The sequence below is a fragment of the Azospirillaceae bacterium genome (genome assembly GCA_028283825.1).
Lineage (GTDB): Bacteria > Pseudomonadota > Alphaproteobacteria > Azospirillales > Azospirillaceae > Nitrospirillum.
The window spans coordinates 57,053-79,255 of the sequence record JAPWJW010000003.1 but is presented as its reverse complement, the minus strand read 5'-3'; the positions used below and the strand labels follow the sequence as shown (position 1 = coordinate 79,255).

Sequence of the window (22,203 nt, the reverse complement as noted above, 5' to 3'; positions counted from 1 at the left end):
CCATGACCATCCGCCACCGCCCCTCCCCCAACCATGGCTCCCGACCCGAGGGTACCGCCGTCGATATCCTGGTGCTGCACTACACCGGCATGGCATCGGCCGAGGCGGCGCTGGATCGGCTGTGCGATCCGGAGGCGCAGGTCAGCGCCCATTACCTGGTGGAGGAGGATGGCGGCGTCTGGCAGCTGGTGGATGAGGATAGACGGGCCTGGCATGCCGGCCGTGGCGCCTGGGGGCCGGCCGGCGATGTCAACAGCCGCTCCATCGGCATTGAGGTCGTCAATCCCGGACACGAGTTCGGCTATCGCCCCTTCCCCATGATGCAGATGCGGGCGGTGACGGCGCTGTCCCTGGGCATCCTGGCGCGGCACGCCATCCCGCCCGGCAACGTCATCGCCCATTCCGACATGGCGCCCGACCGCAAGCAGGACCCGGGCGAGTTGTTCGACTGGCCGGGCCTGGCCGCCGCCGGTGTCGGGCTGTGGCCGGATCCGTCCCATCCCGGATCGGCCTGGGACGGCGTCACCCAGGACATTGATGCCCTGCTGGCCCGCCTGGGCTATGACCTGACGGCGGTGACAGGGCCCCAGGCCCTGACCGCCTTCCAGCGCCATTGGTACCCGGAAGCCCTGGGCCAGGCGGTGGATGGCGAAACGGTGCGGCGGCTGCATAGCCTGCTGGCTCAATCGGGGCGTTGAACAGGCGGGGTGCTTAGGCGGATGGGGCCGAGCTTCCCGCCCCTTCGTCTTCCACGACGGTCTCCAGGAACAGGCGCACAAGGTCGGGGTCGAAGTGCCGGCCGGCCTGTTCCCGCAGGTAATCGATCACCTCTTCCCGCGGCCAGGCGCTTTTGTAGGGGCGGGGGGACAACAGCGCGTCGTAGACATCGACCAGGGCGACGATCCGGCCCTCCATGGGAATCTCGGTTCCCGCCAATCCGCTCGGATAACCGCTGCCGTCCCATTTCTCGTGATGCGTCAGCGCGATGCGGGCGGCCATACGCATCAGGGCCGATCCGCCATTGCCGATGATGGCGGCCCCTTGCGCCGCATGGGTGCGCATGATGGCCATCTCTTCCTCATCCAGCCGGCCGCCTTTCAGCAGGATGCGGTCGGGGATGGCGATCTTGCCGATATCATGCATGGGGGCCGCCAGCCCGATGGCGCGGCAGGCGTCCGGCGCCCACCCCAGGGCCTGGGCCAGTTGTTCCGCATACCGGCCGATGCGGCGCACATGGTCGCCCGTGTCCTGGTCCTTGAACTCCCCCGCCACGGACAACCTGTCCAGGATGGCCGCCTGGTCCACCAGGGCGACATGGGTCCGGACCCTGGCCTTCACCAAGGGCGCCGACACCGGCTTGGTGACATAGTCGACACAGCCGGCCTCGAAGCCCTTGGCCTCCTCCGCCTGTTCGCCCAGGGCGGTCACGAAGATCACGGGGATGTGCCGGAGGTTCGCGTCCGCCTTGAGCCGCCGGCACACCTCATACCCGTCCATGTCCGGCATCATGATGTCCAGCAGGATGAGATCCGGGTGGTGCCTTGCCGCCACCTCAAGCGCCTGCGGGCCGGTCTTCGCGAAAACCAGCGCGTAATCGGCGCCAAGAATCTCCCGCAACACCTGGAGGTTCGCGGCTTCGTCATCCACGACCAGGATCTTCCAAAGCTTATCCATGGGCCAGCCGTCCCTGTTCCATGTCCGTGGGCGCTTGCCGACCAGCGCCCATGTCCTCCAGCATCAGGTCGGTGAGGACCCGGGCCTGGTGGAATTCGAACTCCGCCACCAGGCGGCCCAGCTTGGCCACGCCATAACCACCACCGGCCATGGCCGCGAGGGGCGCCAGGGCCGGCTCGATCACGTCAGGATCATCGGTATCGAGCGCCTGGCGGAGCGCCACCAGGAACGGCCGAATTTCAGGAAGAGCCTGGACGGTGTCCACCAGGCATTCCGTGCCGGCGCCATCCCCCCCTGGGACCAGGTGCTCCATCAGGGCGGCCAATTGATCGAAGTCCACCGGCTTCGACAGCCAGGCGGAGGCGCCGGCCAGGGCGCATTCGCGTTTTTCCTCCGCCTCCATGTTGGCGCTGAGCGCGATGATGGGAATGGCGCAGTTCCGACCGTCATCCAGGGCGCGGATCCGCCGGGTGGCGCCCAGGCCGCACAGCCGTGGCATCTGGATGTCCATGAGCGCGATGTCGAAGGGCTGCCGGCGCGCCAGGGCCACCGCCTCTTCACCATCACGGGCCGCCATCACGCGGTGCCCCCGCTTCTCCAGCCGGTGGCGCATGATTTCGAGGCTCTCAGGCCTGTCGTCGGCCACCAGGATGGAAAAGGCGCGATGGGCCGCCCATCCCGATCCAGGGACACGATCATTCGGCAGCGGAACCACCTTCGCCGCCATGGGCACCGTGGCCACCGCCGCCGGCAGCCACAGACGGACATGGAAGGCGCTACCCTTGCCGGGTTGGCTTTCCACGCGGATATCGCCCCCCATGAGGGTGACAAGCTCGCGGCTGATGGAAATGCCCAGGCCCATGCCGCCGTGCCGCCGCGTGGCGGTGTCGTCGGCCTGGAAGAACGGGTCGAACAGCCGCTCGATCTGTTCCGCCGTCATGCCGATGCCGGTGTCGGTGACGGACAGTTCCACCATGCCGGCCTCCGCCGCGGGATGCAGGGAGACGGTCACCGCACCGGCGTCGGTGAACTTGATGGCGTTTCCGACCAGATGCTCCACCAGTTGGCGGACGCGCGCGGGATCACCGATGCGGCTGGGGCCGGCATCGGGGGCGTAATGGACCGTCAGCGCCAAACCCTTGTCACCGGCCTTCTCATTCAAGGGGGCGAGGGCCGCGTCCAACAGGTCGCGAAGATCGAACACCACCGGGTCCAGCGAGGTCAGCCCCGTTTGCAGGCGGCACAGATCCAGGATGCCGCTGATCATGCCCAGCAGCGTTTTCGCCGCCTTCTGGGCGGCGCTCAATTGGCGCCGGGGCTCCGCCGGCAATTGCTGTTCCAACGCCAGCCCGATGAAACCCATGACAGCGTTCATGGGCGTGCGGAGTTCGTGCCCCATGTTGGCGAGGAACACGCTTTTCGCCTGGTTGGCCTTGTTGGCCTCCGCCAGCGCCACCTCCAGCTTGCGGTTGGTGGCGACGATCTGCGCCGTGCGGACCTCCACCAGTTCCTCCAGGTCCTGCCGGTGGCGTTCCAGTTCTTCCGCCACCCGCTTCCGGTCGGAAATGTCGCGGGCGATCTTGGACGCGCCGACGATACGTCCTTCACCGTCCAGGATGGGCGACACGGTGATGGACACGTCGATCAGGCGCCCGTCCTTGTGGCGCCGCACGGTGTCGAAATGACCGACCGTCTCACCGCGCCGGATCCGGGCCAGGATCAGGTTCTCCTCAGCCAACTGCGCCGGCGCGAACAGCACCGTCACGGGGCCGCCGATCATCTCATCCGCCCGATAGCCGAACAGCCTTTCAGCGCCGGGGTTCCAGCTGGTGATGACGCCCGACGAGGTCTTGCTGATGATGGCGTCGTCGGAAGACCGGACGATGGCGGCCAGGATGGCGCTGGCGCGCTGGGCCTCTTCCAGTTCCGCCACCCGCTGGCTTTTTTCCGCCGCGCGGGTTTCGGCGGCGGCCACCAGTCCCAGCGCCTGTGCGCGGGCATAGGACCGGCTGGCGATATGCCAGCTCATCAGCCCCAGAATCAGCGACAGTCCGGCACCGGCGGCGACGGTCGGCACCCAGACCCCGGCATACAGGGCGATCACCCGCGCTCGCGACCGATATGACGCCACGATCCAATGCGGCTCGCCCGAACCACCGGGGGGCAGGCCGGCAACGGCGGGATCTATCGTCCGCCAGGTCCAGAGGCCGGAGCCATCGCTCCACCCGCCGAATGGCGACTGGGCCATCCGTCCCCAGACCATGGGGAAGCGCGCGGCAAAACCCGATTGCCGCCCATCACCCGGCGGCAACGGATGGATCGGTTCCATGCCACCCAGCGGGCGCCCCGCCCTGTCCAGCAGCAAAAGGGCATCCGTATACCCCGGGGTATGGACCAGATCGGCGAAAAGGGCGTCCTGCTTCAGGGCGAACGCCAGGACGCCCCGACGCGCCCCCGCCGCATCGGCCAGCGGCATGGCCATCCACATATGAGGGCCGTCGATGTCCGGCTCTGCCGCGATCAGGGGGGAGACATAGACCTGGCCGGGCATCATTTGGAACGCCGCCGCCAGGCTGGGCCTCGGCGCCTTGAGCCCGGGGGCTTGCGGGGTGGTCGCGACGGGGTCGCCATCACCCGGAGCGGCCACGACACGCACCGCCTCATGCCCGTCCTGGTCTATCCACAGTGCTGCGGCGTACTGGGAATCGCGCCGGACCAATGTCCACAACGATTGCGCCATGTCCCGGGGAGGTATGGACGCCGCATCGGCCCGCAACGCCGCCAATGTGGCCGCTTCCGTCGCCACGGAATGAAGGTGACGCCACGGTTCGGCGAACTGGTCGTCCAGCCGTGCCATGGCCACGTCGACCCGGTTGCCTTCCTGTGCCCAAAGCCGATCCAGATCCGACGTGACACGTGCGTTGCCGAACAGCAGCGCGGCCGCAAGCACGAACGCCATGGTGGGCAGGAACAGGCTCAGGAATTGCCGCTTAACCGCCTTGTCGCTGGCCATGGTCGCGCGCCTTGGATCGAAAGAATATCGCATGACGGAAAGCGCGCGCCCTACAGCCCGCCGCCCCGATAACGGACATTCATAAGCCGCCTTCCTTAATTAACTCTTTTCACGGCCGTCATCGGCACCTGGAACATGGGTGCAAACGGTCAGGGGGCCGCTGGGGCCCGTGCCGATGTCCAGGATCCGGGCGGGGAATGGGATTGCCCCGACACTACGCCATCGGCGCTTGCATCCGCAGGACGATGCGCCTAGGTTCGCCGCCTGCCAGACGGCCGGATGGCCGCCTTCCGGCAATGGCGAAAGCCGCCGGGGGGAGGAAAGTCCGGGCTCCACGGAAGAACGGTGCCAGGTAACGCCTGGCGGGGGCGACCCTAGGGAAAGTGCCACAGAAAGCAAACCGCCAGCCGCCCGCCCCTTTCGGGGGAACGGGGGGAAGGCAAGGGTGAAAGGGTGCGGTAAGAGCGCACCGCGCCCCTGGCAACAGGGGCGGCACGGTAAACCCCACCGGGAGCAAGATCGAATAGGGGCGGCATGGCCGGGCAACCGGTCAAGGCATCTTCCGAGCCGCCGCCCGGGTAGGTCGCGCGAGGCGCCTGGCGACAGGCGTCCCAGATGAATGGCCATCCCACGGCCGCTGCCCCCTTTATCGGGGGGACGGGCCGGAGGACAGAACCCGGCTTACAGGCCGTCTGGCAGATTAATTTTTTCGCCCTCAGACGCCGGGCGCCGGCTTTTTTGTTCCCTCACGCGCCGGGCGCCGCCATCCGGCGGCTAGGCTCGCGGACCTTCCGGTCCGGGCCGGCGGTCGCCGGCCTTTAGGCATCCGGGTAGCCGCGCCGCCGCCGTGTCCAACATGTGAGCGCTAACAAAAAAAGCGCCAAACGCCGCCGCTTGGGCTATATCGGACACTCCCGCCCGCTGCTACCAGGGTGGGGGAACCGCCAAAAATAATGTCCGACGGAGAGAAACTCGTGCCCAAAGTCCGTACCCGCCCGGCCCTTGCCGCATTGATCGCGACCACCGCCCTGGTCAGTGTCGCCACGTTGGCGCCCGCCCTGGCGCAGACCACGAACAACGCGCCCCAGGCGGCGGCGGCCCGGACCGACGTGCCCAAGGACCGCCCGTGGATGGACACGGGCCTGAGCCCCGACGCCCGCGCCGACCTGGTACTGAAGGAGATGACGCTGGCGGAGAAGCTGCAGCTGACCTTCGGCTATTTCTCCACCAACGCGCCCTGGCTGACCACCCTCACCAAGAATTCCACCTTCCCCAAGGACGGCCTGCCGGATTCCGCCGGCTACGTCCCCGGCATCGCGCGCCTGGGCGTCCCGGGCCAGTGGCAGACCGACGCCGGCGTCGGTGTCGCCAGCCAGCGCACGCCCACCCCGCGCCTGCGCACCTCGCTGCCCTCGGGCCTGGCCACCGCCGCCACCTGGAGCCCGGAGGTCGCCCACGCCGGCGGCGCCATGATCGGCAATGAGGCCTTCATGTCCGGCTTCAACGTGCAGCTGGCCGGCGGCATGGACCTGATCCGCGAGCCGCGCAACGGCCGCAACTTCGAATACAGCGGCGAGGATCCGCTGCTGGCCGGCATCATCACCGGGCATGAGATGATGGGCATCCAGTCCCAGCACGTCATCAGCACGATGAAGCACTATGCCTTCAACGACCAGGAGACCAGCCGCTTCACCATCGATGTGCAGGTGGACGAGCAGGCCGGCCACGAGTCCGACCTGCTGGCTTTCCAGATCGCGCATGAGGTGGGGCAGCCGGGTTCGGTCATGTGCTCCTACAACCGGGTCAACGGCGCCTTCAGCTGCGAGAACGACTGGCTGCTGAACCAGGTGCTGAAGCATGATTTCGGCTTCAAGGGCTATGTCATGTCGGATTGGGGCGGCACCCATTCGACCAGTGAGGCCGCCAACGCCGGCCTGGATCAGCAGTCCGGCTGGGCCTTCGACCGTTCCCCCTATTTCGCCGGTGCCCTGCGTGAGGCCGTGAACAACGGCCATGTCAGCGAGGCGCGGGCCACCGACATGGCCCACCGCATCCTGCGCGCCAATGTTCGCGGTGGGGCTGTTCGACCATCCGGTGGCCGGCGACCAGGCCGACAAGATCGACTATGCCGCCCACGCCGCCGTCACCCAGAAGGACGCCGAGGAAGGCATCGTCCTGCTGAAGAACGAGGGCGGGCTGCTGCCGCTGGCCAAGACGGCCAAGTCCATTGTGGTCATCGGCGCCCATGCCGACGCCGGCGTGCTGTCAGGCGGCGGCTCGTCCCAGGTTTATCCGCACGGCGGGCCGGTGAACGGCCTGGTGGTGCCGGACGAATACCCCAAGGGCTTCCCCGGCCCGAAGCTGTACCATCCCTCCTCCCCCTTGAAGGCCTTGCAGGCCCGCAGCGGCGCCACCTTCACCTATCTGGACGGCAAGGATGTGAAGGCCGCGGCGGCCGCCGCCAAGAAGGCCGACATCGTCATCGTCTTCGGTGAGCAGTGGACCGGCGAGTCTCTGGACGCGCTGGACCTGAACCTGCCTGACGGCCAGGACGCCCTGATCGAGACGGTGGCCAAGGCCAACAGGAAGACCGTGGTGGTGCTGGAGACCGGCGGCCCGGTGGTCATGCCCTGGCTGTCCAAGGTGGGTGCGGTGGTCGAGGCCTGGTACGCCGGCACCTCGGGCGGTGAGGCCATCGCCCGCGTGCTGACCGGTGAGGTCAACCCCTCCGGCCACCTGCCGGTGACCTTCCCGGCCTCGCTGAAACAGATCCCGCGCCCGGTGATGGACGGCGATCCCAAGTCGGACGAGGACAGCCACCCCTACACCAGCTACAAGATCGAAGGGGCGGCCGTCGGCTACAAGTGGTTCGACAAGAATCACAGCACGCCCCTGTTCCCCTTCGGCTACGGCCTGTCCTACACCAGCTTCAGCCTGGGCGGCCTGACGGCCGAGCCGGCGGGCAAAGGCATCAAGGCCGCGTTCACGGTGAAGAACACCGGCGCCGTCCAGGGCCAGGACGTGGCCCAGGTCTACGTCGCCGGCGACGGCTGGGAAGCGCCCAAGCGCCTGGGCGCCTTCCAGAAGGTGGATCTGGCGCCGGGTGCCGGCCAGGACGTGTCGGTCACCATCGACCCGCGCCTGCTGGCGACGTACGACGTGCCCACCCACGGCTGGAAGATCGCGGGCGGCACCTACAAGGTGATGCTGGCGACCTCCGCCACCGACATCGTGCAGACCGTGACCGTGACCCTGCCGGCCCAGGCGCTGGACGTCAGCGGCAAGTAAGCCCGCATAAAGATACCCCCCCGGCGGAACACCGCCGCCGGGGGGTTTTTATGCCTCGGCGACGGCCAGGAAGTGTGGCAGCGCGGGATTCAGATTGTCCTCCCGCCAGGCCAGGATGTGTTCCACCATCGGCGGATCGGCCAAATCGCGGAAGCGGACGCCGCCCATGCCCAGCTTTTCCAGCGAGCGGGGCACCAGCGCCACGCCGATGCCCTCCGCCACCAGGCTGACGATGGTCTGTTGCAACTGGGTTTCCAGGCGGATCACCGGCGTGGCCCCGACCCGCGCGAAGTAGTCGGCGATGGAGCGGCGCAAGGTCGGCGTGACCGACATTGGTGCGGCGATCAGCGGTTCACCCACCAGCATCTCCGCGGAGATGGGAGCAACGCCGGCAAGCCGGTGATCGGCCGGCACGGCCAGGCACATCGGCTCACGATGGATGACCCGCATCACCAGGCCGCGCACCGGGCCGGGGTTGAAGGTGATGCCGGCATCGAACGTGCCGTCCAGGATATCGTCCAGCAGCGTGGCGGGGATGACCTCGCGCAAATGCAGTTGCACGTTGGGCTTCGCCGCCATGAAGCGCCGGGTCAGCGCCGGCACACTGCTGTAGGCGGCATGCATCATGAAGCCGATGCGCAGATCCCCCAGTTCGCCCTGTTGCGACAGCTGTGCGTTGCGACAGGCTTGGTCGAAGGCGACCAGCACAGCCTTGGCATCGGCCAGGAAGCGTTCCCCGGCATGGGTCAGGCGGGCCCGGCGCGAATGCCGTTCCAGCAGTTGCACCCCCAACTCCTTTTCCAGGGCGGCGACCTGGCGGCTGAGCGGCGGCTGGGTGACGTGCAGGCGCTCGGCGGCGCGGCTGAAGTGCAGCGTCTCGGCCACGGCCACGAAATAGCGCAGCTGGCGGATGTCGATCATACCGAACCAGAATGGATTGATGGAATTAAAGGCATTAGATCGCATCAATCTGGCGCTGTATAGGCTGGCACGCCTTGCCGTGCCGGAGTTTCCCAATGCTGTCCATGCTGTCGACCATCCTGCCCATCTTCGCGCTGATCCTGGCGGGATGGACGGCGCGGCGGACCGGCGCCCTGGGCCCCAACGCCACACGGGAACTCAACCGCTTCGTTGTCTACCTGGCCCTGCCGGCCCTCTTGTTCAGCATCGTCGCCAACGCCCACTGGGCCGACATCTGGCAGCCTGGATTCGTCGCCGCCTTCGGCCTGGGCTCCGGCGCGGTGTTCATCCTGACCATCGTGGTGCGGCGGCGACGGCCGCGCCATCTGGCGGACGCCGCCATCGACGGCCTGAACGCCGCCTATGCCAACACCGCCTTCATCGGTTTTCCCCTGACGCTGGCGGTGATGGGGCCGGCGGCCCGGACGCCGACACTGATCGCCAGCCTGCTGACCGTCTGCGTGCTGTTCGCCGCCGCCCTGATCCTGATCGAGGTGGGCTTGCAGACCGAACGCCATCCCCGCCGCATGGCCAGGAAGGTGACCCTGTCGCTGATCCGCAACCCCCTGCTGGTGGCCCCGGCGCTGGGCGCGCCGTTCCTGGCCTTCGGCATCCCGGTGCCGGCACCGGCGGAACATTTCCTGGACCTGCTGGGGGCTGCGGCGTCGCCCTGCGCGCTGGTCGCCCTGGGCCTGTTCCTGGCGGAAAAGCGGCCGAACGCCGAACCGAACCTGGGCGCCACCGGCCTGCTGGTGGGCCTGAAGTTGGTGGCCCAGCCGCTGCTGACCTGGGTGCTGGCCACCTGGTTCTTCCACCTGCCGGTGCCGGCCGGCCGCGCGGCCGTCCTGCTGGCGGCATTACCCACCGGCACCGGGCCCTTCATGGTGGCGGAGTTCTATCGGCGGGAGGCGGGCCTGACCTCCCGCGCCGTCCTGGTCTCCACCATCCTGTCGCTGCTCACCATCACCCTGTATCTGAGCGTCGGGACCTGACGGTTTCCAGTCGGGCGGTTGGCTGACGGGGCGCCTCGGGCGCCCCTTTTTGCGTCCGGGTCCGGAGCGGATTTGGGACGGCATGGGATTCTGGGCTGGATTGGGCACGCCCATGGGATTCCATGGGCGGCGGCCGCAAAAATGGGACGGTATGGGAAATCGCCATTTCCAGGAACCACGGCCCTATATATGGCGGCCTATGCCCTGAGCATCCCTATATTTGGTAGTCCACCCTAAACCGATGAGTACTTGGGTGCACTGCGGTCGCCAGAATAACCAATGCGACATATCCAAAAGATTTGGCGGGCCCTTAACTATCGGCCGCAACCATTGGCCCCTTATCCACAGGATAGGTACACCCTGTCCGAAGGCTATTAGATTCGGCTGAATCCTGCGATTATATGGGGCGAATACCTACCCGTTCGAATTAGAAGACGGCGCGAAGAATTGAGCTTGTCCACAACTGTGGAAAAACACTTTGTGGACAAGCATTCGGCCCGCGGTCCCATTGACGCCCATAAGTTCCCATGGTACCCCATAAGCACCCAAAAAGAGGGCGCGTCCGTCTATCCGGCTTAACCGGACGGAGGGCGCGTTCCGAAGATGGGACTAGTGCCGGATTGTTGGGGCGCGGAGGCGCTGGAGACGCGGGGATCGATGGGCTTGTTCCTGTCCACATACGTGAACAAGGTCGACAAGAAGGGTCGGGTTTCAGTCCCGTCTTCCTTCCGGTCGGTCTTGGGTGGACAGGCGGAGCTGATCGTCTTCCGGTCCCTGCAGGCCAATGCCATCGACGCCTGCAGCGTCGATTACATGGATCGCCTGTCCGAGGCGCTGGATAACCCCAATATGCCTGACGACATGCGCGACCTGATCGAGACCACCGTGTTCGGCGGCTCCGTCCGCCTGGCCATCGATCCCGAGGGGCGCATCGTCCTGCCCGAACAGTTCCTGTCCTTCGCCGGCATCACCGAGGGCGCGTCCTTCGTCGGCCGCCGCCACACCTTCCAGATTTGGGAGCCCGACGCCCTGACCGCCCATGAGGCCGCCAGCCGCGACCGCAGCCGCGCCCAGAACATCTCGCTGTCCACCATCCTGGCCCGCACCAATTCCGTGCTGGCGAACGGCGGGGGTGTGCAGTGAGCAATCCTGAGCAAATCCACATCCCCGTCCTGCTGGCTGAGGTGCTGGACGCCCTGGCCGTGCGTGACGGCGGCGTCTACGTCGACGGCACCTTTGGCGCCGGCGGCTACACCCGCGCCATCCTGGAGGCGGCGGATTGCCAGGTCGTGGGCATCGACCGCGACCCCGCCGCCATCAAGCGGGCGGAGCCGCTGCTGGCCCGTTTCCCCGGCCGCCTGCGCATCGTCGAGGGCCGGTTCGGCGACATGGCCGAGCTGCTGGCCGCCAACGGCATCGGCCCGGTGGACGGCGTGGCGCTGGACATCGGCGTCTCCTCCCCCCAGATCGACGATCCGGCGCGGGGATTCTCCTTCCGCTTCGACGGCCCGCTGGACATGCGCATGAGCCTGAGCGGCCCCAGCGCCGCCGACGTGGTCAACGATTATGCCGAGGCCGACATCGCCACCATCCTGTGGCGCCTGGGCGAGGAACGCATGTCGCGGCGCGTGGCCCGTGCCATCGTGGCCGCCCGCGCTACCGCCCGAATCGAGACCACGGCGCAGCTGGCCGACATCATCCGTGGCGTCGTTCCCCGGTCCCGCAAGGACGGCATCGACCCCGCCACCCGCAGCTTCCAGGGCCTGCGCCTGCACGTGAATGACGAGTTGGGGGAGCTGGACCGCGGCCTGGCCGGGGCCGAGCGGGTACTGGCGCCCGGCGGCCGCCTGGCCGTCGTCTCCTTCCATTCCCTGGAGGATCGGCGGGTGAAGGACTTCCTGCGCCAGCGCGCCGGGGCGGAGGGCGCGCCCTCGCGCCACATGCCCGCCGCCGCCGCCGGCCCGGCGCCCAGCCTGCGCCTTCTGGGCCGCAGCGGGGTCACCCCGGGCGAGCCTGAACTTCGCCATAATCCGCGCGCCCGATCTGCCCGGTTGCGCGCCGCCGAACGCACCGACGCCCCCGCTTGGTCCTTGGGAGAAGCCGCATGATTGGCAAGTCCACGATTGTCTGGCTGTGCCTTGCCACGGTCGCCAGCGGCATCCTCTACCACACCAGCTACCGCGTGCAGGAGGAGCAGGAGCACCTGACCAGCCTGAACCGGCAGATCGCGCAGGAGCAGCAGTCCATCCAGGTGCTGCGCGCCGAATGGGCCTACCTGAACGACCCCTCGCGGCTGGAGCGCCTGACGGGCGAGCACACCAACCTGCGCCCCACCAAGGCGGAGCAGATGGTGGCCCTGGCCGCCATTCCGGCCAAGCCCGAGGCGCCCGCCGCCCCGGCAGATCCCGCCACGCCCGCGCCCAAGGCCCCGTCGGTGGAGTCCACCTACGTCGCCAGTGCCGCCCCGGCGCGCCCGCAGGTGCAGACGGTCGCCCTGAAGGCGCCGGCGCCCAAGGCCGTGCCGGTCCAGGTCGCCCAGGCCAAGGCCCCGGCCGCCAAGCCGGCCGAGCGCCCCGCCGCGCGTGAAGACAGCATCGGCGCCCTGGTGGCCAGCCTGGATGCGGGCAAGGTCACGCTGGCCTCCGCCCAGGGCAAGAAGGCCAAACCCACCCTGCTGGTGGCGGAACAGACCCTGAGCGCCAAGATGGGGGCGGCCCGATGAGTGACGCGCCCTTTTCCCTGACCGGGTTCGACATCGCGGGCATGGAGCGCATCCAGGCCCCGCGGACGGAGGGCAGGGTGCGCCTGAACAACCCGTCATCCCACGCCCTGGAACAGGGGCGGTCGCGCCTGGTGGTGACGGCCGCCCTTTTCGCTTTGGTGCTGGGCGCCATCTGCGTGCGCCTGGCTGACACCATGGTGTTCAGCCGCGAGGCGCCGCCGGTGGCGGAGAACAACACCGCCCGCCCCGCACCCATGGCGCGGGCGGAGATCACCGACCGCAACGGCGTGCTGCTGGCAACCTCGCTGGCCACGGCGTCGGCCTATGCCGACCCCAAGCTGGTGATCGATGCCGAGGATGCGGCCCGCCGCCTCGCCGCCACCCTGCCCGACCTGGACGCCCGCCAGGTGCTGAAGGATCTGAAGAGCGACAAGCGCTTCGTCTGGATCCGCCGCAACCTGACGCCTAGGGAAGAGTTCGAGGTCAACAAGCTGGGCATCCCCGGCGTGTTCTTCCAGCAGGAGGAGCACCGCATCTATCCGCAGGGCAGCCTGACCGCCCACCTGATCGGCCTGACCGGCATCGACAACAACGGCCTGATGGGCATCGAGCAGTCGTTCGACAAGCGCCTGCGCGACCAGTCGGAACCGCTGCGCCTGTCGATCGACGTGCGCCTGCAGCACATCGTGCGCAAGGAAATCACCCAGGCCATCCAGGATTTCAACGCCATCGGCGGCGCTGGCCTGATCATGGACATCAAGACGGGCGAGATCCTGTCGATGGTCAGCCTGCCCGACTTCGACCCCCAGGACCCGGGGGAGATGAAGGACGAATCCAAGTTCAACCGCGCCACCCTGGGCGTGTACGAGATGGGCTCGGTCTTCAAGATCCTGAACACGGCCATCGCCCTGGAAACCGGGTCGGTGAAGCTGCACGAGACGTTCGAGACCAACCACCCGCTGAAGATCGGCCGCTTCACCATCCATGACGACGAACCCGTCAATTACTGGATGGACGTGGTCGACATCTTCCGCAAGTCGTCCAACATCGGGTCCGCCAAGATGGCGGAGAAGTTCGGCATCGACGCGCAGCGTGAGTACATGGGCCGCTTCGGCATGCTGAAGGCCCCGTCGCTGGAGATCCCCGAGGTGGGCGCCCCGCTGGTGCCCAACCCCTGGCGCCAGACCACGCTGCTGACCGTCGCCTTCGGCCACGGCATCTCCGTCAGCCCGGTGCAGATGGTGTCGGCCGTGGGTGCGGTGGTGGATGGCGGCCTGCTGCGCCCGGCCACCCTGCTGAGGCGCGACCCCGGCGCGGACATCCCCGAGACCCGCGTGATCTCGCCCCAGACCTCCACCATCCTGCGCAAGCTGATGCGCCTGGTGGTGACGGAGGGTACGGGCAAGACCGCCTTCATGACGGGCGAGTTGAAGGCCCCCGACACGCTGGACTATCTGGTAGGTGGCAAGACCGGCACGGCCGAGAAGGTCAGCGGCAAGGGTTACGCCCACAAGTCGCTGCGCACCTCCTTCGCCGGCGCCTTCCCCATGAACGATCCGCGCTATGTGGTGTTCGTCATGGTGGATGAGCCGCACGGCAACAAGAAAAGCTTCGGTTTCGCCACCGCCGGCTGGGTTGCGGCCCCGCCCGTCCAGCGCATCGTCTGGCAGATCGCCCCCCTGTTGGGCGTGAAGCCGGTGGTCCGCAACGACCCCGAGGTGTTGCAGGCCTTCACCATCAACTAAGCACCCCGACACCGCGCCCGGTGGGGGTCGACGGATGCCGGGGCGGTAGGCTACACCGCCCCGGCATCACGCGTATGAGAGGGACCCTTGCGTCTGACCGATCTGATGGCATCGCGCACAGAAATCGCCGTATCGGCGCTGGCCCTGGAACGGGACCCCGAGATCACCGGCCTGACCGCGGATAGCCGCGCCGTCACGCTGGGCACGCTGTTCGCTGCGCTGCCGGGCACCGCCCGCGATGGCCGCGACTTCATTCCCCAGGCGGTGGCCGCCGGCGCCGTGGCGGTGCTAGCGCCCAAGGGCACGACCCTGCCCGAAGGCTTGCCCCACCCGGTCACCCTGATCGAAGACGCCAACCCCCGGCGGCGTTTCGCCCTGCTGGCCGCCGCCTTCTACAAGCAACAGCCGGCCACCATCGCCGCCGTCACCGGCACCAACGGCAAAACCTCCACCGCCCAGTTCACCCGCCAGATGTGGTCGCTACAAGGCCATGCGGCCGGCGCCATGGGCACGCTGGGCCTGATCGCCCCCGGCTTCCCGCGGGAAGACAGCCTGACCACGCCCGACCCGGTGGCCCTGCACGGCACGCTGGCCCGCCTGGCCCAGGGTGGGGTCACCCACCTGGCGATGGAGGCGTCGAGCCACGGCCTGGACCAGTTCCGCCTGGACGGCGTGCTGGTCACGGTCGGCGGTTTCACCAACCTGACCCGCGACCATCTGGATTACCACGGCACCATGGAGGCCTACTTCAAGGCCAAGGCCATGCTGTTCGACCGGGTGATGCCGCGTGGCGCCACCGCCGTGGTCAATGCCGACATCCCGGAATTCCAGGCGCTGGCCGATCTGGTGCACGCCCGCAAGCAGACGCTGATCGGCTTTGGCGCGCAAGGCCGCGAGTTGGCGGTGAAGGCCCTGCGCCCCCTGCCCCACGGCCAGGCCTTGACCCTGGAGGTCATGGGCACGAATCACGAGATCGTCCTGCCCCTGGTCGGCCGCTTCCAGGTGTGGAACGCGCTGTGCGCCCTGGGCATGGTCATCGGCAGCGGGGCGGAGCCGCAGGCGGCGGCCGGACTGCTATCGCAGCTGGACGGCGTGCGCGGCCGGCTGGAACTGGTGGCCACGCTGGACAATGGCGCCGCCATCTATGTCGATTACGCCCACACCCCCGACGGACTGGAAACGGTGCTGAACAGCCTGCGCCCGCATGCCGAGGGTAAGCTGTCCGTCGTCTTCGGCTGTGGTGGTGACCGCGACCGGGGCAAGCGCCCGATGATGGGCGCCATCGCCGCCAGCTTGGCCGACCGCGTCATCGTCACCGACGACAACCCGCGCACGGAGGTGCCGGCAGCCATCCGCGCCGAGGTCATGGCCGGCTGTCCGGATGCGACGGAGGTGGACGACCGCGCCGCCGCCATCGCGCTGGCCATCAACGCGTTGAAGGCCGGCGACGTGCTGGTCATCGCCGGCAAGGGGCATGAGCAGGGCCAGATCGTGGGCCGGGAGGTGCGTCCCTTCGACGACGCCGCCGTCGCCCGTGGCGTGCTGGGTCTGGCCGGGGGGACCGCGCCATGACCGTGTCCGCCAAGCCCGTCCTCTGGACCGCCGCCGATGCCACCGCCGCGGTGAACGCCCGCACGCAAGGTCCCGCCTGGGCCGCCACCGGCGTGTCCATCAACACCCGCACCCTGGCCCCGGGCGATTTGTTCGTGGCGCTGAAGGGCCCGACCTTCGACGGCCACGCCTTCGTGGCGACGGCGTTGCAGCGCGGTGCCGCCGCCTGCCTGGTGTCCCACGTGCCGGACGGCGTGCCCGCCGACGCCCCGCTGCTGATCGTGGAGGACACGGTGGCGGCGCTGGAGGACATGGGCCGGGTCGCGCGCCTGAACACCAAGGCCAAGGTCATCGCCGTCACCGGATCGGTCGGCAAGACCAGCACCAAGGAAATCCTGCGCGCCTGCCTGTCGGCCCAGGCGCCGACCTTCGCCACCGAAGGCAACTTCAACAACCATCTGGGCCTGCCGCTGTCGCTGGCCCAACTGCCGGCCGACGTCCGTTACGGCGTGTTCGAGCTGGGCATGAACCACGCGGGCGAGATCGGGCCGCTGTCGCGCATGGCGCGGCCGGACATCGCCATCGTCACCACGGTGGAGGCCGTGCACCTGGAGTTCTTCGCGTCGGTGGAGGCCATCGCCGACGCCAAGGCGGAGATATTCGAGGGCATGTCGCGCCAGGGCACCGCCGTGCTGAACCGCGACAACCCGCAATACGCCCGCCTGCTGGCCGCCGCCCGCACCCAGGGCGTCGGCCATGTGCTGAGCTTCGGCGCCACGCCCGGTGCCGACGCCCGCCTGATCGACCTGGATCTGGGCGCCACCAGTAGCGATGTGACGGCGGAGATTTTGGGCCAGGTGGTGCGCTACACCCTGGCCATTCCGGGCCGCCACCAGGCGCTGAACAGCCTGGCCGTGCTGCTGGCCGTCTCGGCCGCCGGCGGCGACATTGAATTGGCCGCCCGATCGCTGGGCACCCTGGCACCTGTCAAGGGCCGGGGCGTCCGCCAGACGGTGCCCCTGCCCCAAGGCGGCACGGTCACCATCATCGACGAAAGCTACAACGCCAGCCCGGTGTCGGTCGCGGCCACGGCCGCCGTCCTGGGGCACACCCAGCCGGGCCCCGGCGGCCGCCGCCTGGTGGCGCTGGGCGACATGCTGGAACTGGGTGCCGAATCACCCAAGCTGCACGCCGGCTTGGCCGACGCCCTGCTGGCGGCGCGGGTGGATTTGGCCTTCACCTGCGGCCCCAACATGCGCCATCTGTTCGACCAGTTGCCGCCGGCCCATCGCGGCGCCCACGCCGACACCAGCGCCGACCTGGCCCCCCTGGTGGCAGCGGCCGTGCGTGGCGGCGACGTCATCATGGTCAAGGGGTCCGCCGGCAGCCGCATGGCCAAGGTGGTCGAGGCCCTGAAGGCCATGGCCCCCGATTCAACCAACCCGTCCCCTGCAACAACCGCCGCCGTCTCCGGGAGCTAAGACCCGTCCCATGTTGTTCAACCTGCTGTTCCCGCTGGCCGACGATTTCCAGCTTTTCAACCTGTTCCGGTACATCACCTTCCGGACGGGCGGGGCCATGGTGACGGCGCTGATCATCAGCTTCCTCATCGGGCCCGGCGTCATCCGCTGGCTGAAGTCCATGCAGGGCGCCGGACAGCCCATCCGCACCGATGGGCCGGAAACGCACCTGAAGAAGAAGGGCACGCCCACCATGGGCGGCCTGATGATCATGATCTCGGTCCTGGTCTCCACCATCCTGTGGGTGGACGTGACCAACGCCTATACCTGGATCGTGCTGCTGGTCACCGTGGGTTTCGGCCTGGTGGGGTTCGGCGACGACTTCCTGAAACTGACCAAGCGCAACACCAAGGGCCTGTCCGGCCGGGGCAAGATGGTCGCCATGATCGCGGTCTCCGGCATCGCCACCGCCTGGTACCTGCAGGTGGCGCAGGGGCCCCTGGACACCAGCGTGGCCGTGCCCTTCCTGAAGGATGTGCTGATCCCGCTGGGTTTCCTGTTCGTGCCCTGGGCCATCTTCGTCATCGTCGGGTCCAGTCATTCGGTGAACCTGACGGACGGCCTGGACGGCCTGGCCATCGTGCCCATCATGATCGCCGCCGCCAGCTTCGGCCTGATCGCCTATCTGTCGGGCAACGCCGTCTTCGCCAACTACCTGCAAATCCACCATGTGCCGGGTACAGGTGAACTGGCCGTGTTCTGCGGCGCGCTGGTGGGCGCCGGCCTGGGTTTCCTGTGGTTCAACGCCCCGCCGGCCATGGTGTTCATGGGCGACACCGGCTCTCTTTCGCCATGGGCGGCGCCTTGGGCACCATCGCCGTCATCACCAAGCACGAGATCGTGCTGGCCATCATCGGCGGCCTGTTCGTACTGGAAACCGTGTCCGTCATGGTGCAGGTCGCCAGCTTCAAGATGACGGGCAAGCGGGTGTTCCGCATGGCGCCGCTGCACCATCATTTCGAAAAGAAGGGCTGGTCGGAACCGACCGTGGTGATCCGTTTCTGGATCATCGCCGTCATCCTGGCGCTGGCCGGCCTGTCCACCCTGAAGCTGCGTTGACCCCATGACCACCGCCCAGCCCATCCTGATCCCCCCCTTCAAAGGCCGCCGCGTGGCGGTGATGGGCCTGGCGCGGTCCGGCCTGGCGGCGGCCCGCGTGCTGGCCGCCGGCGGGGCGGAGGTGCTGGCCTGGGACGATGGCGCTGGCGGGCAGAAGGCCGCCAGGGACGCCGGCATCCCCCTGACCAATTTGCACGACGCCGATCTGTCGGGCGTGGCGGCCCTGGTGCTGTCGCCCGGCATCCCGCACACCTTCCCGCAGGCCCACCCCGTAGCGACACGCGCCAAGGCGGCCGGTATGCCCATCATCGGCGACGTGGAACTGCTGCGCCTGGCCCAGCCTGACGCGGCCTATGTCGGCATCACCGGCACGAATGGGAAGTCCACCACCACCGCGCTGACCGGCCACATCCTGGCCCAGGCCGGCCGCACCATCGCCGTGGGTGGCAATCTGGGCATCCCGGTCCTGACCTTCCCGGCCCTGGGTGCGGATGACGTCTACGTGCTGGAGATGTCCAGCTATCAGCTGGAACTGACGCCGTCGCTGGGCTTCGATGCCGCCGTGCTGCTGAACATCACGCCCGACCATCTGGACCGCCACGGCGGCATGGATGGCTACATCGCCGCCAAGCGCCTGATCTTCCAGCCGGGCGCCCGCGATCCGAACAAGGCGCTGCCCGTCGCCATCCTGGGCGTGGATGAGCCCAACACCGCCGCCATGGCCGACAGCCTGGAGGCGGAAGGCGGCCGCAAGATAATCCGCATCTCGTCCGAGCGCGCGGTGCCGGGCGGCGTGTATGCGGCCGACGGCACGCTGGTGGACGATACCGACGGCCAGGCCCGGGCCGTGGTCGATTTGGCAGCCTGCGCGGCATTGCCCGGCCGCCACAACTGGCAGAACGCCTGCGCAGCCTATGCCGCCACCCGCGCCGTCGGCGTGGCGCCCGCGGTGATCGCGGAGGCCATGCGCAGCTTCCCCGGCCTGGCCCACCGCCAGCAGACGATCGCCACCCTGGATGGCATCCGCTTCGTCAACGACAGCAAGGCCACCAACGCCGACGCGGCATCCAAGGCGCTGGGCTGTTACCAGGACATGTACTGGATCGTCGGCGGCAAGGCCAAGGAGGGGGGCTTGAGCGGCCTGGAACCCTTCATGGGCCGGGTGCGCCACGCCCTGCTGATCGGGGAGGCGACGGAAGAGTTCGCGCCCTGGCTGGAGGGCAAGGTCAGCTATGGCCGGTACGGGACGCTGGACCGCGCCGTGCCCGCCGCCTTCGCCATGGCGAAAGCGGCCGGCGGCGGCACCGTGCTGCTGTCCCCGGCCTGCGCCAGCTTCGACCAGTATCCGAATTTCGAGGTGCGGGGTGACGCCTTCGTGCGCCTGGTGCGGGAACTGGAAGCCGGGAAGGACGGATCGTCATGATCACGCTGTCGCGCACCGACCAATCCGTCATCGGCCGCTGGTGGTGGACCGTCGATCGCTGGACCCTGGCCACCGTCTTCCTGATCGCCACCATCGGCGTCGTGCTGATCCAGGCCGCCAGCCCGCCGGTGGCCGAGCGCATCGGCCTGGATAACTTCCACTTCATCCAGCATCACGTGATGATGCTGATCCCCACCCTGCTGGTCATGGTGGCGGTCTCACTGCTGTCGCCCAAGGGTGTCAGGCGCATGGCGCTGATCATGTTCCTGCTGTCGCTGGTGGGCGTGGCCCTGACCCTGGTGTCGGGCGTGCAGATCAAGGGTGCGACCCGCTGGATCCACCTGCCCGGCCTGTCGGTGCAGCCGTCGGAATTCATCAAGCCGGCCTTCGCCGTGGTGGCCGCCTGGCTGTTCGCCCAGGCGCGCCACACCAACAACGTGGTCTATTTCGGCGTCTGCATCGTCTTTTACCTGATGATCGTGGCCCTGCTGCTGATGCAGCCGGATCTCGGCATGACCTTCGTGGTCAGCGCCGTGTGGTTCGGCCAGTTCTTCATCGCCGGCCTGCCCATCCTGCTGGTGGCGGTGCTGGTGGTGGCCGGCCTGTCGGGCCTGGTGGGCGCCTATTACCTGTTCCCCCACGTGCAAAGCCGCGTGAACCGCTTCCTGGATCCGGCGGCGGGCGACAACTACCAGGTCCAGCGCGCGCTGGACGCCTTTCAGCACGGCGGCCTATGGGGCACCGGCCCCGGCCAGGGCACCGTGAAGATGACCATCCCCGACGCCCATGCCGACTTCATCTTCGCCGTGGCGGGGGAGGAACTGGGCATGCTGTGGTGCATGTTCATCGTGCTGCTGTTCGGCATCGTCGTCATGCGCAGCTTCGCCCGCGCCTATGGCGAGCAGAGCCTGTTCGTCATGCTGGGCGCCGCCGGCCTGGCCATGCAGTTCGGCCTTCAGGCCTGCATCAACATGGCGTCCAGCCTGCACATGATGCCGACCAAGGGCATGACCCTGCCCTTCATCAGCTACGGCGGCTCATCCCTGATCGCGCTGGGCATCGGTGTCGGCATGCTGCTGGCCCTGACCCGCAAGCGCTTCGGCCAGGGGGACCTGCCATGACGGGCCCCATCGTCCTGGCGGCCGGCGGTACCGGCGGCCATCTGTTCCCGGCGGAGGCGCTGGCCCGCAGCTTACGCGCCCGGGGGCTGCCCGTGGTGCTGGTCACCGACACGCGCGGCCATGCCTTCGGCGAAGGGCTGTCCGACATTCCCGTCCACCGGGTCAGCGCCGGCACGCCCGGCCGCGGCCTGGTATCCAAGGCGCGTACCGCCCTGTCGCTGCTGGTGGGGGCCATGCAGGCGCGCCGCATCCTGAAAGATCTGAAGCCGGCGGTGGTGGTCGGTTTCGGCGGCTATCCCTCCGTCCCCACCGTGTTCGCGGCCCAGCGCTTAGGCACGCCCGTGCTGCTGCACGAACAGAACGCCGTGCTGGGCCGGGCCAACAAGCTGCTGGTGGGTGGCGCACGGGCCATCGCGACATCCTTCCCCGGCGTGGCCGGCCTGCCCCGCCATGTGCCGCAGATCCGCACCGGCAATCCCGTGCGCCCCGCCATCCTGGCCCTGGCCGACCGGCCCTACACCCCGCCCGGCGGCACCCTGTCCATCCTGGTGACGGGCGGCAGCCAGGGGGCGGCGGTGTTCAGCACCATCCTGCCCGCCGCCATCGCCCGCCTGTCGATCGAACACCGCCTGCGCCTGCACATCAAACAGCAGGCCCGGGTGGAGACGATGGAACAGGCCCGCGAAGGCTATGCCGGCCTGGGCGTGGATGTGGAACTGGCCCCCTTCTTCCGTGACATGGCCGGCCGGCTGGACGCCTGCCACCTGGCCATCTGTCGTTCCGGTGCCGGAACGGTGGCGGAATTGGCCGTGGCCGGCCGCCCCGCCATCCTGGTGCCCTATCCCCAGGCCATGGACGACCACCAGACCGCCAACGCCCGGGCCCTGGTTGCCGCCGGCGGCGCCTGGCTGATGCCACATGCGGAATTCACGGCCGAGGCGCTGGCCCAGCGTTTGGCCGCATTCCTGGACGATCCCGCCCCCCTGGTGGCCGCCGCCGCCGGATCCCGGTCCTTCGCCATCCCGGATGCCGCCGACCGCCTGGCCGATGTGGTGCTGGAGGTGGCGACCGGTGCGCAGTTGAGCGGGAGGGCCGCATGACCGAACCCCGCAAGACAGCCTTCCCTCGGGTGGTG

General features: G+C 68.4%; 15 protein-coding genes, 1 other RNA gene and 2 pseudogenes. 15 read left to right on the top strand and 3 right to left on the bottom strand.

What is annotated here, in order from left to right; translation table 11 throughout:
- Window positions 1-2 precede the first annotated feature (2 nt).
- Window positions 3-698 carry an N-acetylmuramoyl-L-alanine amidase gene (locus tag PW843_12215; protein ID MDE1147362.1) on the top strand — a complete coding sequence of 232 codons (696 nt, stop codon included), beginning with the start codon at window positions 3-5 and terminating at the stop codon, window positions 696-698.
- Window positions 699-711: 13 nt separating this feature from the next.
- Here PW843_12215 and PW843_12210 read toward each other — a convergent pair whose 3' ends face one another.
- Window positions 712-1,674: a response regulator gene (locus PW843_12210; protein ID MDE1147361.1), complete on the bottom strand. Its 963-nt coding sequence runs from the start codon at window positions 1,672-1,674 to the stop codon at window positions 712-714.
- Window positions 1,667-4,687, bottom strand: a complete 3,021-nt coding sequence (locus PW843_12205) for an ATP-binding protein (protein MDE1147360.1) — start codon at window positions 4,685-4,687, stop codon at window positions 1,667-1,669. The genes PW843_12210 and PW843_12205 overlap by 8 nt, the downstream gene beginning before the upstream one ends.
- Before the next feature lie 267 nt (window positions 4,688-4,954).
- Between PW843_12205 and rnpB the strand changes: the two genes are divergently transcribed.
- From rnpB to PW843_12190, 3 genes and pseudogenes are all read left to right on the top strand, one after another.
- Window positions 4,955-5,387, top strand: an RNA gene (rnpB, locus tag PW843_12200) — RNase P RNA component class A.
- A 481-nt stretch (window positions 5,388-5,868) separates the two neighbouring features.
- Window positions 5,869-6,735, top strand: a pseudogene (locus PW843_12195) (glycoside hydrolase family 3 N-terminal domain-containing protein).
- A 16-nt stretch (window positions 6,736-6,751) separates the two neighbouring features.
- Entirely contained in the window at window positions 6,752-7,975 is a 1,224-nt protein-coding gene (locus PW843_12190; GenBank protein ID MDE1147359.1) for a glycoside hydrolase family 3 C-terminal domain-containing protein, read from the top strand.
- 48 nt (window positions 7,976-8,023) lie between these two features.
- Here PW843_12190 and PW843_12185 read toward each other — a convergent pair whose 3' ends face one another.
- The gene (locus tag PW843_12185) at window positions 8,024-8,896 is read right to left on the bottom strand and encodes a LysR family transcriptional regulator (GenBank protein ID MDE1147358.1); all 873 of its coding nucleotides are present in this window, start codon (window positions 8,894-8,896) and stop codon (window positions 8,024-8,026) included.
- A gap of 95 nt (window positions 8,897-8,991) precedes the next feature.
- Here PW843_12185 and PW843_12180 point away from each other — a divergent pair, with 95 nt between their 5' ends.
- The 11 genes and pseudogenes from PW843_12180 to murG all read left to right on the top strand — a co-directional run bounded on the left by PW843_12180 (window position 8,992) and on the right by murG (window position 22,168).
- Window positions 8,992-9,927 (top strand): AEC family transporter, encoded by a 936-nt coding sequence (locus PW843_12180; GenBank protein MDE1147357.1) that lies wholly within the window; start codon window positions 8,992-8,994, stop codon window positions 9,925-9,927.
- 657 nt (window positions 9,928-10,584) lie between these two features.
- Entirely contained in the window at window positions 10,585-11,070 is a 486-nt protein-coding gene (locus PW843_12175) for an MraZ family transcriptional regulator (GenBank protein ID MDE1147356.1), read from the top strand.
- The gene (gene rsmH / locus PW843_12170) at window positions 11,067-12,035 is read left to right on the top strand and encodes a 16S rRNA (cytosine(1402)-N(4))-methyltransferase RsmH (protein ID MDE1147355.1); all 969 of its coding nucleotides are present in this window, start codon (window positions 11,067-11,069) and stop codon (window positions 12,033-12,035) included. The genes PW843_12175 and rsmH overlap by 4 nt, the downstream gene beginning before the upstream one ends.
- A complete protein-coding gene (locus PW843_12165) occupies window positions 12,032-12,649 on the top strand; it encodes a hypothetical protein (GenBank protein ID MDE1147354.1) in 618 nt (205 codons plus the stop codon). Before rsmH ends, PW843_12165 begins: the two co-directional genes overlap by 4 nt.
- Window positions 12,646-14,394 (top strand): penicillin-binding protein 2, encoded by a 1,749-nt coding sequence (locus PW843_12160; GenBank protein ID MDE1147353.1) that lies wholly within the window; start codon window positions 12,646-12,648, stop codon window positions 14,392-14,394. Before PW843_12165 ends, PW843_12160 begins: the two co-directional genes overlap by 4 nt.
- Before the next feature lie 105 nt (window positions 14,395-14,499).
- Window positions 14,500-15,966: a UDP-N-acetylmuramoyl-L-alanyl-D-glutamate--2,6-diaminopimelate ligase gene (locus tag PW843_12155; protein ID MDE1147352.1), complete on the top strand. Its 1,467-nt coding sequence runs from the start codon at window positions 14,500-14,502 to the stop codon at window positions 15,964-15,966.
- Window positions 15,963-17,426, top strand: a complete 1,464-nt coding sequence (locus PW843_12150) for a UDP-N-acetylmuramoylalanyl-D-glutamyl-2,6-diaminopimelate--D-alanyl-D-alanine ligase (protein ID MDE1147351.1) — start codon at window positions 15,963-15,965, stop codon at window positions 17,424-17,426. The genes PW843_12155 and PW843_12150 overlap by 4 nt, the downstream gene beginning before the upstream one ends.
- Window positions 17,427-17,436: 10 nt before the next feature.
- A pseudogene (gene mraY / locus PW843_12145) lies at window positions 17,437-18,524 on the top strand (phospho-N-acetylmuramoyl-pentapeptide-transferase).
- A gap of 4 nt (window positions 18,525-18,528) precedes the next feature.
- On the top strand, window positions 18,529-19,947 hold the full coding sequence (gene murD, locus PW843_12140) for a UDP-N-acetylmuramoyl-L-alanine--D-glutamate ligase (GenBank protein MDE1147350.1): 1,419 nt from the start codon (window positions 18,529-18,531) through the stop codon (window positions 19,945-19,947).
- Window positions 19,944-21,068, top strand: a complete 1,125-nt coding sequence (locus PW843_12135; GenBank protein MDE1147349.1) for a putative peptidoglycan glycosyltransferase FtsW — start codon at window positions 19,944-19,946, stop codon at window positions 21,066-21,068. Before murD ends, PW843_12135 begins: the two co-directional genes overlap by 4 nt.
- Window positions 21,065-22,168, top strand: a complete 1,104-nt coding sequence (gene murG / locus PW843_12130) for an undecaprenyldiphospho-muramoylpentapeptide beta-N-acetylglucosaminyltransferase (GenBank protein MDE1147348.1) — start codon at window positions 21,065-21,067, stop codon at window positions 22,166-22,168. The genes PW843_12135 and murG overlap by 4 nt, the downstream gene beginning before the upstream one ends.
- Window positions 22,169-22,203 lie beyond the last annotated feature (35 nt).